This window comes from Ancylobacter mangrovi, from assembly GCF_024752355.1.
GTDB lineage: Bacteria > Pseudomonadota > Alphaproteobacteria > Rhizobiales > Xanthobacteraceae > Ancylobacter > Ancylobacter mangrovi.
Window position 1 is genome coordinate 172,602 of sequence record NZ_JANTHZ010000009.1, and the last position, 15,011, is coordinate 187,612.

14 protein-coding genes are annotated in these 15,011 nt (G+C 68.3%); 11 read left to right on the forward strand and 3 right to left on the reverse strand.

Features of this window, described 5'->3' with window-relative positions; translation table 11 throughout:
* The first annotated feature begins 19 nt into the window (after nucleotides 1-19).
* From NVS89_RS18505 to NVS89_RS18540, 8 genes are all read left to right on the forward strand, one after another.
* On the forward strand, nucleotides 20-163 hold the full coding sequence (locus NVS89_RS18505; RefSeq protein WP_258734233.1) for a hypothetical protein: 144 nt from the start codon (nucleotides 20-22) through the stop codon (nucleotides 161-163).
* 172 nt (nucleotides 164-335) lie between these two features.
* Nucleotides 336-1,688, forward strand: coding sequence for an MFS transporter (locus tag NVS89_RS18510; protein WP_258734234.1), 1,353 nt, complete (start codon nucleotides 336-338; stop codon nucleotides 1,686-1,688).
* Nucleotides 1,689-1,765: 77 nt separating this feature from the next.
* Entirely contained in the window at nucleotides 1,766-2,080 is a 315-nt protein-coding gene (locus tag NVS89_RS18515; RefSeq protein ID WP_258734235.1) for a hypothetical protein, read from the forward strand.
* A 116-nt stretch (nucleotides 2,081-2,196) separates the two neighbouring features.
* On the forward strand, nucleotides 2,197-2,982 hold the full coding sequence (locus NVS89_RS18520) for a GntR family transcriptional regulator (protein WP_258734236.1): 786 nt from the start codon (nucleotides 2,197-2,199) through the stop codon (nucleotides 2,980-2,982).
* An 18-nt stretch (nucleotides 2,983-3,000) separates the two neighbouring features.
* Nucleotides 3,001-3,789: a transporter substrate-binding domain-containing protein gene (locus NVS89_RS18525; RefSeq protein ID WP_374114600.1), complete on the forward strand. Its 789-nt coding sequence runs from the start codon at nucleotides 3,001-3,003 to the stop codon at nucleotides 3,787-3,789.
* A 79-nt stretch (nucleotides 3,790-3,868) separates the two neighbouring features.
* Complete coding sequence (locus tag NVS89_RS18530) at nucleotides 3,869-4,552, forward strand: amino acid ABC transporter permease (RefSeq protein WP_258734238.1); 684 nt, start codon at nucleotides 3,869-3,871, stop codon at nucleotides 4,550-4,552.
* A gap of 10 nt (nucleotides 4,553-4,562) precedes the next feature.
* Nucleotides 4,563-5,222 (forward strand): amino acid ABC transporter permease, encoded by a 660-nt coding sequence (locus NVS89_RS18535; RefSeq protein WP_258734239.1) that lies wholly within the window; start codon nucleotides 4,563-4,565, stop codon nucleotides 5,220-5,222.
* Nucleotides 5,200-5,925, forward strand: coding sequence for an amino acid ABC transporter ATP-binding protein (locus NVS89_RS18540; RefSeq protein ID WP_258734240.1), 726 nt, complete (start codon nucleotides 5,200-5,202; stop codon nucleotides 5,923-5,925). The genes NVS89_RS18535 and NVS89_RS18540 overlap by 23 nt, the downstream gene beginning before the upstream one ends.
* Before the next feature lie 39 nt (nucleotides 5,926-5,964).
* Here the strand turns inward: NVS89_RS18540 and glmS are convergent, their stop codons facing one another.
* Together glmS and glmU are read right to left on the reverse strand one after the other, a co-directional pair.
* Complete coding sequence (glmS, locus tag NVS89_RS18545; RefSeq protein ID WP_258734241.1) at nucleotides 5,965-7,791, reverse strand: glutamine--fructose-6-phosphate transaminase (isomerizing); 1,827 nt, start codon at nucleotides 7,789-7,791, stop codon at nucleotides 5,965-5,967.
* A gap of 107 nt (nucleotides 7,792-7,898) precedes the next feature.
* Nucleotides 7,899-9,248 (reverse strand): bifunctional UDP-N-acetylglucosamine diphosphorylase/glucosamine-1-phosphate N-acetyltransferase GlmU, encoded by a 1,350-nt coding sequence (gene glmU, locus NVS89_RS18550; RefSeq protein ID WP_258734242.1) that lies wholly within the window; start codon nucleotides 9,246-9,248, stop codon nucleotides 7,899-7,901.
* A 121-nt stretch (nucleotides 9,249-9,369) separates the two neighbouring features.
* Here glmU and NVS89_RS18555 point away from each other — a divergent pair, with 121 nt between their 5' ends.
* Entirely contained in the window at nucleotides 9,370-9,750 is a 381-nt protein-coding gene (locus NVS89_RS18555; RefSeq protein ID WP_258734243.1) for a hypothetical protein, read from the forward strand.
* On the opposite strand, the gene NVS89_RS18560 is transcribed toward NVS89_RS18555, so the two are convergent.
* On the reverse strand, nucleotides 9,710-11,332 hold the full coding sequence (locus NVS89_RS18560) for a glycoside hydrolase family 17 protein (protein WP_258734244.1): 1,623 nt from the start codon (nucleotides 11,330-11,332) through the stop codon (nucleotides 9,710-9,712). The two genes, NVS89_RS18555 and NVS89_RS18560, sit on opposite strands and share 41 nt — an antisense overlap.
* A 257-nt stretch (nucleotides 11,333-11,589) precedes the next feature.
* Between NVS89_RS18560 and NVS89_RS18565 the strand changes: the two genes are divergently transcribed.
* Both NVS89_RS18565 and NVS89_RS18570 read left to right on the forward strand, forming a co-directional pair.
* The gene (locus NVS89_RS18565) at nucleotides 11,590-12,066 is read left to right on the forward strand and encodes a hypothetical protein (protein WP_258734245.1); all 477 of its coding nucleotides are present in this window, start codon (nucleotides 11,590-11,592) and stop codon (nucleotides 12,064-12,066) included.
* A 200-nt stretch (nucleotides 12,067-12,266) separates the two neighbouring features.
* Entirely contained in the window at nucleotides 12,267-14,936 is a 2,670-nt protein-coding gene (locus tag NVS89_RS18570) for a glycosyltransferase (RefSeq protein WP_374114598.1), read from the forward strand.
* Nucleotides 14,937-15,011 lie beyond the last annotated feature (75 nt).

Here is a 15,011-nt window from a genome sequence, read left to right on the forward strand (position 1 = left end):
ACCCCGCGAGGAGAACAGAATGAGTCGAACAATGCTCGTCGCCCTCGTCGTCATCCTGGCCGCGATTGCCGGCGTCCTGGCCTATCAGGCCTATGAGCGCGACCAGAACAGCCTGCAGATCGAGGTCGGTCCGAAGGGGGTAAAGGTCGATCCGCCGGGCTGAGCGGCCAGCCCCGGATGCAATCGCAGGTCGGCGGCGCGCGCGGCGTCGCTGGACCTAAAGTATGAGAAGGCCCGGCTGCAACGGCGGGATTGATGCTCTAAAAGGGCGACCTGAGAAATAATCGGTCGCCCACGCCCCTGTCGCGCGAGGCGGCCATCGGAGCATCCGTCCCATGTCGTCCACTCTTGCCGCCGGGCCTGCCGGCGCCGCCGTCGCCAATCCGCGCTCGCGCGTCATCCTCGCCAGCCTGATCGGCACCACGATCGAATTCTACGACTTCTACGTCTACGCGACCGCGGCCGTGCTGGTATTCCCGCATCTGTTCTTCCCGGCCGGCAACGAGACCACGGCGCTGCTCGCCTCCTTCGCCGTGTTCGGCGCTGCCATGGTGGCGCGCCCGCTCGGGGCGGTGTTCTTCGGTCATCTCGGCGACAGGCGCGGGCGCAAGGTGACGCTGGTCGGCGCGCTGCTCACCATGGGCCTCGCCACCTTCCTCATCGGCGCGCTGCCAACCTATCCCAGCGTCGGCTGGCTGGCGCCGGCACTGCTGGTGCTGATGCGCCTCGCCCAGGGCTTCGCGCTCGGCGGCGAGTGGAGCGGCGCGGCGCTGGTCGCGACCGAGAACGCCCCGCCCGGCAAGCGTGCCGTCTACGGCACCTTCCCCCAGCTCGGCGCGCCGATCGGCTTCATCCTCGCCAACGGCCTGTTCCTGACCATCGCCGCAATCATGCCTTCCGAGGACCCCTCGCGCCCGTCCGACGCCTTCCTCAGCTGGGGCTGGCGCATCCCCTTCCTGTTCTCGATCGTAATGGTGGTGGTCGGCCTGTGGGTGCGGCTGAACCTCGTCGAGAGCTCGGCCTTCGAGAAGACCGTGAAGGCGGGCAAGGTGCACGCGGTGCCGCTGTCCGCCGTGTTCCGCGAGCACTTCCGCGCGGTGGTGCTCGGCACCTTCTACATGCTCGCGACCTATGTGCTGTTCTACCTGATGACCACCTTCTCGCTCAGCTACGGGCGCGCGGCGGTCGACGCGAAGCTGCCCGGGCTCGGCTACGACTACACCACCTTCGTGATGATGATGATCATCGGCGTGGTCTTCTTCGGCATCTTCACCATGGTCTCGGGCCCGTGGGCCGACCGCTGGGGCCGCCGGGGCACGCTGATCGTGGTGACGCTCGCCATCCTCGCCTTCGGCCTGCTGTGGGTGCCGATGCTGGCGATGGGGCCGTTCGGCGTGATGGTCTGGCTGGTGCTGGGCTTCAGCCTGATGGGCATGACCTTCGGCCCGATGGGCGCGCTGCTGCCGGAGCTGTTCCCGGCCAATGTGCGCTACACCGGCTCGGGCATCGCCTACAACGTCTCCTCGATCCTCGGCGCGGCGGTCGCGCCCTTCATCGCGGTGGCGCTGTGGAGCTGGGGCGGCGGCAGCCCGTTCTGGGTCGGCGTCTATCTCTCCTCCATGGCGCTGCTGACGCTGATCGCGCTGCTCCTCGGCAGCGAGACCCGCGACATCGACATCGAGGCCTAGGCTCCGCCTCATCGGCAACGGCCGGGGTGAACCAATCTCCCCCGGCCGCGTTCTTCCTCACCGGGGAGGGCGTCACGATGCGGCCGAAGCTTGCTGCCGGCGTCGGGCTCGCCATGTGCGCGGGCCTGCCTGCCCTGCCCGCGTGCGGGCACGACGCCCCGTCCGGCTGGCTCTATCCGCCGGTGTGCTGCTCGGGAATCGACTGCTACCCGATCGACAGCCGCGACTTCGAGGCGCGCCGGAACGGCTATTTCATCCGCGCCACCCGCGAGACCATCCCCTACAGCTCCAGCAAGGTCCACCCGTCCGGCGACGGGCACTATCACCGCTGCTCGTTCGGCGGCGAGCCGAACGCCTCGACCATCTGCCTGTTCATCCCCACAGGCTCCTGAACCGCCTCCCCTGAGCCTCGATTTCCCGACGGAAGCCGGCCCGCGCCCATGCGGGCGGCCGGAACTGGCACAACGGTTGCTTACAACACTTGTATACAAGTTTGTGAGCAAGCGTGATGAACCCGTCCACCGCCAATATCGAAGAGGCCATCCTCTCGGCGATCCTCGCCGGCCGCATCAATCCCGGCACGCGGCTCGGCGAGCAGAAGCTCGCCGACCTGTTCGGCGTGTCGCGCACCCGCGTGCGCGAGGCGATGATGCGGCTGGAAACCCGCGGAATCGTTCAGGTGAGCGCCCGGCGCGGCTGGTTCGTGATCGAGCCCTCGGCCGAGGAGGCGCGCGAGGCGTTCCAGACCCGGCGGGTGATCGAGACCGGCCTGCTGCAGACGCTGCGGCGCGTGCCGCCGGAGGTGGTGCGCAGCCTCAAGGAGCACGTCGCCTTCGAGCGCGAGGCGATCGATGCCGGTGACGTCCAGTCGCGTGCCTGTCTTCTGGGCGATTTCCACATTCATCTCGCCGACGCATTGGGCAATCGCCTGCTCACCGAGATCATCCGCGACCTCACCGCCCGCACCACGCTGATCTCGATGCTCTACCAGCCGACCGAGAAGGCGGAGGAATCGAGCCACGACCATGGCGACATCGTCGCCGCGCTCGAGACCGGCGACATCGAGACCGCCGCCCGGCTGATGGACGAGCACATCGCCAAGGTAGAGGCGGGGCTGGACCTGACCGCCAAGCCGGACCCGCTGGCGGGCCTGCGCGAGCTTCTCACGCCGAGCACCTTCGCGGGCGCCCCGCCCTCGATCCCCTCACCCAATCCGCCGCTGGGCCGGGCCCCTTCCGGCCGCCGGCCGGCGGCACCGCGTGCCCACCGCCATTCGTCACGAAAAGAGGACTGAGACATGAAGCTGAGCACTGTGTTCAACCGCCGGGGGCTGCTCGCCCTCCTCGCCGGAACCGTGGTCGCCACCCAGGCGCCGCTGCCCGCGAGCGCCGATGCCCTCGCCACCATCGAGAAGGACAAGGTGGTCCGCATCGCCGTGCCGCAGGACTTCCCGCCCTTCGGCACCGTCGGCTCCGACATGCAGCCGCAGGGCTACGACGTCGACATGGCCAAGCTCATCGCCGAGAAGCTCGGCGTGAAGCTGGAGCTGGTGCCGGTGACCAGCGCCAACCGCATTCCCTACCTGCAGACCAACAAGGTCGACCTCGTCATCTCCTCGCTCGGCAAGAACGCCGAGCGCGCCAAGGTGATCGACTTCTCCGAGGCTTACGCCCCGTTCTTCAACGGCGTCTTCGGCCCGGCCGATGTCGCGGTGAAAGACACCAAGGACCTTTCGGGCAAGACCGTCGGCGTCACGCGCGGCGCGATCGAGGACCTGGAGCTGACCAAGATCGCCCCCTCGGACGTGACCATCAAGCGCTACGAGGACAATAACGGCACCATCTCCGCCTTCCTCTCCGGCCAGGTCGACCTCGTCGCCACCGGCAACGTGGTAGCGGCGGCGATCATCGCCAAGAACCCGCCGAAGAAGCCGGAGATCAAGTTCCTGATCAAGAACTCGCCCTGCTACATCGGCCTCAACAAGGACGAGCCGGCCCTGCTGGCCAAGGTCAACGAGATCATCGCCGCCGCCAAGAAGGACGGCTCGCTCGACGCCATTTCGCAGAAGTGGCTCGGCGCCAAGCTTCCCGCCGATCTCTGATCCCCTCCTGCCCCGGCGGCCCGCGCGGCCGCCGGCGGCCCGGCCCCTCACGCGGCGCGTCCAAGCGGGAGTTCCCGGCATGCACTACACGTTCGATTTCGGCTGGCTGCTCGAATACTGGCCGGTCCTGCTCAAGGGAATCGGCATCACCGTCGAGCTGACGCTCGTCGGCGGCGTGCTCGGCGTCTCGCTCGGCGTCGCCTGCGCCTGGGCGCGGGCGCTCGGCCCGGGCTGGCTGCGCCCGATCGTGACCGCCTATGTCGAGATGATCCGCAACACGCCGTTCCTGATCCAGCTCTTCTTCATCTTCTTCGGCCTGCCCGCGCTCGGCATCCGGATGAACGAGCTGGAGGCGGCCAACCTCGCCATGGTCATCAATCTCGGCGCCTATGGCTGCGAGATCATCCGCGCCGGCATCCAGGCGACGCCCAAGGGCCAGTTCGAGGCCGGGGCGAGCCTCGGCATGAGCCGGATCCAGACCTTCTGGCACGTCATCCTGATCCCCGCCCTGCAGCGCATATGGCCCGCCCTCTCCTCGCAGATCGTCATCGTCATGCTGGGTTCGGCGGCGGTGTCGCAGATCGCGGCCGAGGACCTGACCTTCGCGGCGAACTTCATCCAGTCGCGCACCTTCCGCGCCTTCGAAGCCTATTTCGTCACCACGCTGATCTACCTCGCGCTGGCGGTGCTGCTGCGCCAGCTTCTGCGCGGTGTCGGCTGGACCATCTTCCCCCGGCGCGGCGCCGCGTCGCGGGCGCGGTGAGGAGGCCGTCATGAGCGATTTCACCACCTGGGACATCCTGCGCAACCTGCTGCTCGCGGCGCGCTGGACGGTCGTGCTCTCCGTCGTCTCCTTCGTCGGCGGCGCCATCGTCGGCGCGCTGCTGCTGTTCATGCGCATCGGCAAGGGCCGCGCCGGCCCCGCCTTCGTGAAGGCCTATGTCGAGATCTTCCAGGGCACGCCGCTGCTGATGCAGCTCTTCCTCGCCTTCTTCGGGCTCGGCCTGTTCGGCATCGACGTGCCGGCCTGGCTGGCGGCGGGGGTGGCGCTGATCCTGTGGAGCGCCGCCTTCCTCACCGAGATCTGGCGCGGCTGCGTGGAAGCCATCGCCCGCGGCCAGTGGGAAGCCTCCTCCAGCCTCGGCATGGGGTACGTGCAGCAGATGCGCTACGTGATCCTGCCGCAGGCGCTGCGCATCGCCGTGCCGCCCACCGTCGGCTTCTCGGTGCAGGTGGTGAAGGGCACCGCGCTGACCTCGATCATCGGCTTCGTGGAGCTGTCCAAGGCTGGCACCATCGTCACCAACGCGACCTTCGAGCCCTTCAAGGTCTACGGCATCGTCGCCCTCATCTATTTCTGCCTGTGCTGGCCCCTGTCCAAGTCGAGCCAGATCCTCGAGAGGAAGCTCAATGTCGCTCATCGAAATCACTGAAGTGAAGAAGCGCTTCGGCGACAACGAAGTGCTCAAGGGCATCAACATCGACGTGGAGCCGGGCGAGGTGATCGCCATCATCGGCAAGTCCGGCTCAGGCAAGTCCACGCTGCTGCGCTGCATCAACGGGCTGGAGACGATCGACGACGGCTCCATCTCCGTCGCCGGCGCGCAGCTCCTGCCGGACGAGATCCACCTCAAAGCGCTGCGGCTCAAGGTCGGGATGATCTTCCAGCAGTTCAACCTGTTCCCGCACCTCACGGCGGGACGCAACGTCATGCTCTCGCAGATGGTGGTGAAGAAGACGCCGCGCGGCGAGGCCGAGGCCATGGCGAAGAAGATGCTGGAGCGGGTCGGGCTCGGCCACAAGTTCGACGCCTATCCCGACGAGCTCTCCGGCGGCCAGCAGCAGCGCGTCGCCATCGCCCGCGCGCTCGCCATGCAGCCCATCGCGCTTCTCTGCGACGAGATCACCTCGGCGCTTGACCCCGAACTGGTCAACGAGGTGCTCGCCGTGGTGAAGGAGCTCGCCTCGGAAGGCATGACGCTGCTGATGGTGACGCACGAGATGCGCTTCGCGCGCGACGTGTGCTCGCGCGTCGTCTTCATGCATCAGGGCCGGGTGCACGAGATCGGCCCGCCCGGCGAGGTGTTCGCCGAACCGCGGACCCCGGAGCTGAAGCAGTTCCTCGGCATGCTGTGACGAGCGGCCGGCGCTTGCCGACCGTCCCGCCCTCGCGCGCTATTCCACCGTGACCGACTTGGCGAGGTTGCGCGGCTGGTCGACGTCCGTGCCCATCTGCACCGCGGTGTGATAGGCGAGGAGCTGCACCGGGATCGCATAGACCAGCGGCGCGATGGCCGGGTCCATGTCCGGCAGAACCAGCGTCGCCTCGGTTTCGAGCGAGGCCTGCTCGGCGCCGGTCTTGTCAGTGATCAGCACGATGCGCCCGCCGCGCGCGGCGACCTCCTGCATGTTCGACATGGTCTTGTCGAACACGCTGTCATGCGGGGCGATGACCACCACCGGCATGTTCTCGTCGATCAGCGCGATCGGGCCGTGCTTGAGCTCGCCGGCAGCGTAGCCCTCGGCGTGGATGTAGGAAATCTCCTTCAGCTTCAGCGCGCCTTCCAGCGCCAGCGGATAGGAGGTGCCGCGCCCGAGATAGAGCACGTCGCGCACGCGGGAGAAGCTGCGCGAAAGCGTCTCGGTCTCGGGGCCGAGCTTCAGCGCCTCGTTCATCAGGCGGGGAACCTCGACCAGCGCATGGACCAGCGCCCTCTCGTCCTCGGCCGAAAGCACGCCGCGCGCACGCCCGGCCGCCACCGCGACCGCCGCCAGCGTCGCGAGCTGGCAGGTGAAGGCCTTGGTCGAGGCGACGCCGATCTCCGGGCCGGCCAGCGTCGGCATCACCACGTCCGCCTCGCGGGCGATGGTGGAGGTCGGCACGTTGACCACCGCCATCACGTGCTGGCCCTCGGCGCGCGCATAGCGCAGCGAGGCCAGCGTGTCGGCGGTCTCGCCGGACTGCGAGATCACCACCATCAGCCCGTTCTCGGGCAGCGGCGCCTCGCGGTAGCGGAATTCGGAAGCGACATCGATCTCCACCGGCAGGCGCGCATAGCGCTCGAACCAGTACTTGGCGATGATGCCGGCGTAATAGGCGGTGCCGCAGGCGGCGATGGAGACGCGCTCCAGCCGGGCGAAGTCGAACGGCAGGTCGGCGGGAAGCTGCACCGTCTCGTTGGCCATGTCGATGTAATGGGCCAGCGTATGGGCGACCACCTCGGGCTGCTCGTGCATCTCCTTGGCCATGAAGTGGCGGAAATTGCCCTTCTCGACCAGGAAGGCGGAGGCCGTGGTCTTCTGCGCGGGACGGGTGACTTCCTCGTTGGCGGCGTTGCGGATCACCGCGCCGTCGCGGGTCAGCACCGCCCAGTCGCCGTCGTCGAGATAGGCGATGGTGTCGGTGAAGGGCGCGAGCGCAATGGCGTCGGAGCCGAGATACATCTCGCCCTGGCCGTAGCCGACCGCGAGCGGGCTGCCCTTGCGGGCGCCGATCATCAGGTTGTCCTCGCCGTCGAACAGGAAGGCGAGCGCGAAGGCGCCCTTGAGCTGGGGCAGAGCGGCCGCCACCGCGTCCTGCGGGCTGCGCCCGCCGCGCAGCTCGCGCGAGACCAGATGCGCCACCACCTCGGTGTCGGTCTCGCTCTCGAAATTGGCGCCGTCCTCGAGGAGTTCGTCGCGCAGTTCGCGGAAATTCTCGATGATGCCGTTGTGCACCACCGCCACCTGCGTCGTCGCATGGGGATGGGCGTTGGAGACGCTCGGCCGGCCATGGGTCGCCCAGCGCGTGTGGCCGATGCCGATCCGGCCGGCCGTCGGCGCCTCGCGCAGCGTCGCCTCCAGATTGCGCAGCTTGCCCTCGGCGCGCCGGCGCACCAGCCGCCCCTCTTCCAGCGTGGCGATGCCCGCCGAATCGTAGCCGCGGTATTCGAGCCGCCTGAGCGATTCGACCAGACGGTCCGCTACAGGGGCCACCCCGACGATGCCGATGATTCCACACATGACAGGCCGATCTCCGTGCGCCGCACAATGTACGATTCAGCGTTTAACCGGCCGTCACCGCAATACCGAAATCAATTCGGATGTCGCTTCCTTTCGCGCCCGGCCGCCTACTTCTTCGGGAGTAGGCCGGCGGAAAGCCGCTCGCGCAGCCGCGCCGCGAGGCCCGGCTTGTTGACCTGCCGCGCCCGGGCGATGGCCAGCGCGTCAGGCGGCACGTCATCGGTGATGACCGATCCGGTGCCGATATAGGCGCGCTCGCCGACCGACACCGGGGCGACGAGCAGCGTGTTGGTGCCGATGAAGCTGTCGGCGCCGATCACCGTGCGGTGCTTGCGGAAGCCGTCGTAATTGCAGGTGATGGTACCCGCCCCGACATTGGTCCGCTCGCCGACGCTGGTGTCGCCGACATAGGACAGGTGGTTGACCTTGACCCCGGCGGAGAGCTCGGAGGCCTTGATCTCCACGAAGTTGCCGACATGCACGTCCTTGCCGAGGTCGGCGCCCGGGCGCAGCCGCGCGAACGGGCCGACGATGGCGCCCGGCCCGATACGCGCCCCCTCCATATGGGTGAAGGAGCGCACGGTCGCCCCGTCCTCGACCCGTACGTTGAGGCCGAACACGACATGCGGCTCGATCAGCACGTCGCGCCCGACCTTGGTGTCGTAGGAGAAGAACACCGTCTCCGGCGCCACCAGCGTCGCCCCGCCGCCGAGCGCGGCCCGGCGCAGGCGGGTCTGCATCAGCGCCTCGGCCGCCGCGAGCTGCATGCGGCTGTTGACGCCCGCCACCTCGGCCACCGCCGCCTCGTGGAAGCCGGCGCGCCGGCCGAGCGTGCGGGCGATCTCCACCGCGTCGGTCAGGTAGAATTCGCCCTTGGCGTTGGCATTGCCGATGCGCCCGAACAGGTCGAGCGCCAGCCGCCCGTCGAACGCCATCAGCCCCGCATTGCACAGCCCGATCGCCTTCTCCTCGGCGGTGGCGTCCTCTTCCTCGCGAATGGCGAACAGCTCGCCCCCGCTGGTCAGCAGGCGCCCGTAGCCGGTCGGGTCCGCCGGGCGGAAGCCGAGCACCGCGACGCCGGCCCCGTCCGCCAGCGGCGTACGCAGCCCGGTCAGCGTCGCCGGGCGCACCAGCGGCGTGTCGCCATACATCACCACCACGTCGTCGAAGCCGCGCTCGATCGCCGCCCGCGCCGCCAGCACCGCGTCGGCCGTGCCGCGACGCTCGGCCTGCACGAACACCTCCGCCTCCGGTGCCGTGCGGCGTGCCTCGGCGGCGACGGCGTCGTGGCCGGGGCCGACCACCACGGCGAGATGCGCCGCGCCCGCCTGCATCGCCGTGTCGAGCACGTGGGAAAGCATGGTGCGGCCGGCCAGCGCATGCAGCACCTTGGGCCGGTCCGAGCGCATCCGCGTCCCCTCGCCTGCCGCGAGAACGATCACTAGAAGGCTGCGCATCGTGTTGTCTCTCCCCGAAATTGAGCGCCGCTGTTTAGCGCAGGCAACCGTTCCCCGAAAGCACGCGTTGATCGCTGCGGCACGCCGTGCCATGCAGAAGCGAGCGAGAAGGACCACCGCCTTGGCACGACGCAGCTTTCATCCCGGGTCCAAGACGACCCAGCTCATCATCCTGCTCGGCGGCTTCGCGCTGGGCTGGGCGATCTACATGCGCTACGCGCTGGTGGAGCAGTCCGCCGTCGGCCTCGCCTGCATCGGCGTGGAGACGAGCACCTGCCAGGCGCGCAGCCTGGTGATCGAGATGTTCGGCTATTCCGTGTTCGGGATCACCGCGATCGTCGCCGCGATCATCCAGTTCATCCGCCCGAGCGTGGCCGTGTTCATCATCGGCGTCATGGCGTCGGCGGCGGGCGTGGTGCTCTACAACAACAACCTCGCCTCGCTCGCCGCCGGCCTGCTGCTCATTTCCTTGGCCCGGCCCTGGCGACGCGTGAAAGGGTGAGCGCGAAGACGACCAGCAGCGCGCCTGTCCACAGCGCCTGCCAGTTGGCGAAGCCCTCGTTGAAGGCGATGTAGAGGCCGCTGCCGAGGAAGACGGCCGCCGCCATGCGCTCCGCCAGCCGCTTCTCGCCCCCGCGCAGCTTCGGCACCACCCGCGCATAGCAGAAGAACGCCATGATGATCGGCGTCAGCCCGGCGAACTGGAAGTCCTTGTAGCGCGGGTTGAAGACCAGGCCGAAGGCGATCTGCACCGCCAGCACGATGGAGGCGGCGAGCAGCCAGGCGAGCCATTTCTCGAGCCCGGTGCTCTCCGGCGCCATGGCCGGGTTGAGCGCCAGCGAGACCGTCACCAGCCGCGCCTGCGCGCCGATGGCCAAGGCGCAGCTCAGCGGCACGATCGCCGCCAGCACCAGCAGGGCGATGCCGCGCGTCCAGCCGCCCCAGTCGAGGCTCTCGACCGGAATGGTCGCGATCAGCCGGCCGTACATCAGGCCCGCGAACAGCGCGATGCCCGCCACCATCCACCAGCGCCGGCTGCGCATGCGCCCCTCGCCCGCCCAGCGATGGGCCATGCCCGCCACCGCGAAGATCAGCGCCGCGAAGGCGACACCGACCGCGGACTGGCCGATCCAGTAGGGATGATCGGAGACCGGCTGGCCCCAGGTGAACTTGAAGTCGCGCGTATAGGCGTCGAGGAAGCCCCAGTGGCCGCCCACCGTGCCCTCCGAGGCGCGCTTCCACGGCTGGTCGAACGCTTCGATGACGTTGACCCGGTAGCCGCGCTCCTTGGCGAGGGCGAGGAGCTGCTGGACCACGTTGGCCTGGTTCGAGGGCGAAGGCAGCGCGCCCTCGCGCATGCGGCCCGCGCTCGGCCAGCCGGTCTCGCCGATCAGTATGTCCTTGCCCGGGAAGACCTCGCCGACATGCTCGCGTATGTCGGCGATGTGCTTCACCGCCTTGTCGGCCGCGACCGGAATGTCCTCCCAGAACGGCAGGATGTGCACGGTGACGAAGTCGACGGCGTTGGAGATCTCGCGGTTGCGCTCCCAGAATTCCCAGACGTCGGCATAGGTCACCTTGACCTCGGGCGGCACCTTTTCGCGGACCTCGCGGATGATGCCGGCCAGATCCGTCGCCGAGAGCTCGCCGCGCAGCAGCACCTCGTTGCCCACGACCACGGCTTTGACGACGTCCGGATTCTCCTGCGCCGCCTTGATGCCGGCGTCGATCTCGACCTGGTTCTTCTTCGGGTCTCGGCCGAGCCAGATGCCCTGCAGCACGGTCATGCCGTGCTTGCGGGCGAGTTCGGGCACCACGTGGAGCCCCATTTCGGTCGAATAGGTGCGCACGCACTGGGTGATCTTGGACAGGCGGGCGAAATCGTCGTCGATCTGTTCGGCCGGTACCACCAGCCCCTCGCTGAAGGGCGACTGGCCGGGCCGGAACGGCGCGTAGGAGACGCAGGGCAGCTTCTCGCCGGCCGAAAGCGGAGACGGCGGCGCCGGCACCGGATGGCCGAGCCAGGCCCATACAGCCACGATCACCGCACAGACGGCAGCGGCGAGCGCAAGGGGAAGACGCATACGGGAACTCTCCGGGAACAGCGGTGCCCTGTCGGGCGGCCATGTTGTCACATGCCGCAGTGCAAAGTGCTAGTCGACCAAAATGAGGGGCAGATAACGTCATCAGTGAGAAGCTGCGACGAAATGGGCGGTGGCGGTGCCCCGGGAAGCGTGCGCCGAAGCGCGCCGTCATGCTGACAAATTCAGAGGCTTCACCTAGTCTGTCCCAGCAAGAGCTTCACCCTTTGCCTTACCCCTCGCGCGTGACGTTTCCAATCATGTTGAGCCCGCTCCGTACCTTCGCCGTCGTCGCACTCGGCGGCCTCGTCCTTGCAGCCGCGCCGGCCGCCATCGGCCATGCGCAAGGCTCCTCCTCGGAGCCCAAGCAGGCCGAGCAGAAGTCGCCCGAGGAACAGGCGAAGGAGGAGGCGCAGCGCCGCTCCATCGAGGAATATGCGGAGGCGGCAAAGCTTCCCGGCAATGCCGGCCTGCCCGAATGCGTGTGGAGCGGGCGGCGCATCACCATGCTGCTGTGGCGCGACGACATCGACACCGCCCGCCGGCACATGGACCTGTACGAGCGCTTCGGCTGCCCGACGGAACATCTGAAGATCGCGTTCCGCTGCCTGGTCCGGCAGGGCAACATCGACTCCAAGTCGCCCGAGCGCCTGTCGGAACGCGCGCATGCGTGCTGGGTGAACCCTGACGCGCCGGCTCCCCCGCCCCCCGCGCCTGCCGCTCCCGCAGCGCAATGAAATCATGTCGCGGCCCACGCTGCGACATGCCCGCGCCACAGACCGGAACAAATATCCGCTTCAAGACGTTACGGAGGCGCAGGTGCCCCGTCCGGCGGCGCCCTCATGCCATGTGCGACACCTGCAAGTTCGTGCTGCAACTGCGTTAAATTTGGACTATACATCACCCGTTACCTCACTCCTATTTGTGGGTTGTGCTCATGCGTCCCGCTGTTCGTGTCGCTGCCGCTGCGGTTGCGGTAGTCACGTCCGTGCATGCCTTTATCTGGCTGGCGATGCGGGAGGAGGTGACAGCCCCCGCCATTCCCGATCGTTTCGCCAGCATGTCGTTCGCGCCTTATGGGCGGGACGCCAACCCCGATAAGGGCCAGGCCACGACGGACGCGCAGATCCGCTCGGACCTCGACGCCGTCGCCCCCTATACGAAGGCGGTCCGCACCTACGCCTCCACCGGCGGGCTCGAGCACGTCGCCCGGCTTGCCGCCGAGGACGGGCTGAAGGTCACGGTCGGCGCGTGGATCGACAAGGACGAGAAGCGCAACAAGCTCGAGATCGACAACGCTCTCGAGGCGGCCCGCAAGAACTCGAACGTCAACGCCATCGTGGTCGGCAACGAGTCGATCCTGCGCGCGGAAAAGACGCCCGACGAGCTCATCGACATCATCCGCAAGGTGAAGAGCCAGACCAACGTCCCGGTGACCACCGGCGAGACGTGGGACGTCTGGCTCGACCATCCCGAGCTGGTCTCGGCGGTCGACTTCATCGCCGCCCATATCCTGCCCTACTGGGAGGGCGTGCCCGCCGACCAGGTGGTCGATCGGGCGATCAACATCTATGAGCGCCTGCGTGCCGCCTATCCCGGCAAGCGCATCGTCATCGCCGAGTTCGGCTGGCCGAGCGCGGGCTACAACCGCGACGCGGCGATGCCCGGCGAGCTGGAGCAGGCGAAGGTCATCCGCACCTTCGCCTCGCGCGCCGATGCGCTCGGCATCGAGTACAACCTCATCGAGGCGTTCGACGCGCCGTGGAAGAGCTTCGAGGGCAGCGTCGGCCAGTACTGGGGCATTCTCGACGCCAATCGCGAGCTGAAATTCCCGCTCGCCGGCCCGGTCGCCCCCTCGACCTACGGCGCCACGGCCGCCATCGCCTTGCTGCTGGGCATCGCCTTCTCGATACCCGTCTTCCGCTTCGCCCGCCTCACCCTGACGCAGGCGCTGGTGATGGTCGGGGCCGGCAATCTCGTCGGCGCCTGGCTCGCCACCGTGGCCGACCACTGGCTGACCCATTACGTGGTCGGCGGCAACAAGGTGACCTTCGTCATCAGCCTGCTGCTGCTGGTACCGCTGGTGATCGTCATGCTCCACCGGGTGGAGGAGCTGGCCACCATCGCCTTCGGCCGCGCCCCGCGGCGGCTGCTGCGCCCGGCGCACGCCGCCCTGCCCGCCCGTGCGCCCGGCGCCCCCCCGCGCGCGCCCAAGGTCTCGATCCACATCCCGGCCTACAAGGAACCGCCGGAGATGCTGAAGCAGACGCTGGACGGCATCGCGCGGCTGAACTGGCCGAACTTCGAGTGCCTGGTCATCATCAACAACACGCCGGACCCGGCCTTCTGGGAACCGATCGAGGCCTATTGCCGCGAGCTCGGCGACCGCTTCAAGTTCGTCAACCTGCCGAAGGTCGCGGGCTTCAAGGCGGGCGCGCTGCGCGTCGGCATGCAGCAGACCGCGGCCGACGCCGAGATCATCGGCGTGATCGACGCCGACTACGTGGTCGATCCGAACTGGCTGCGCGACCTTGTGCCGGCCTTCGAGGACCCCACGGTCGGTATCGTGCAGGCGCCGCAGGACCACCGCGATGCCCATCGCAGCCTCATGCACGAGGCGATGAACACCGAATATGCCGGCTTCTTCGACATCGGCATGGTCCAGCGCAACGAGCACGACGCCATCGTCGTGCACGGCACCATGTGCCTGATGCGTCGCGCCGCCATGATGGAGGCCGGCGACTGGTCGAGCGACACGATCTGCGAGGACACCGACCTCGGCCTGTCGATCGTCGAGCGCGGCTGGAAGAGCCTCTACACCAACACCCGCTATGGCTGGGGCCTGCTGCCGGACGACTTCGCCTCGTTCAAGAAGCAGCGCCACCGCTGGGCCTATGGCGGCATGCAGATCGTCAAGAAGCACTGGCGCCGCATGCTGCCGAATGCCGGCACGCGCCTCACTTCCGCCCAGCGCCGCGAATTCGCCATCGGCTGGGTGAGCTGGCTCGGCTCGGAGAGCATCGGCGCGCTGGTGGCGATCCTCAGCCTGCTGTGGGTGCCGGTCGTGCTCGGCCTCGGCATCGCCGTGCCGCAGCGCATCCTCACCATGCCGATCCTGTTCTGCTTCGGCATCTACATCCTGCACTTCATCGCGCTGTACCGGCTGCGCGTCGCCACCACGCCGGTGCGCATGCTCGGCGCGGCCTTCGCGGCGATGGCGGTGCAGTTCACCGTCGCCAAGGCGGTCTATGACAGCTTCCGCTACAAGGACCTCGGCTTTGCCCGCACGGCCAAGGGAAGCTGGCTCGCCGGCGCCGCCCGCGCCTTCCCGGCCCTGCCGGAGGCGATCATCGGCGGCGGGCTGCTGCTCTCGGCCATCGGCCTGCGCATGACCAACTGGCACGCGGTGGTTGAGGTGAACCTGTTCGCCTTCGCGCTGGCGGTCCAGAGCCTGCCCTTCCTCTCCGCCGCCGTGATCGGCTGGCTGGAAGGCTCGTCGCTCAACGCCGTGGAGCCCTGGCTGGCCATGCGCGAGCGGGCGCGTGCCCTGCTGCCGGGCCGCATCGGGGCGAGCGAGGCGCCGATCCCGGAGAAGGTGCGTTCCTGAGCGCCTCCGGCGCCGCCGCTTCGACAACCGACATGAGAAAAGGCCCGGAACCTGTTCCGGGCCTTTTTGTTTCGT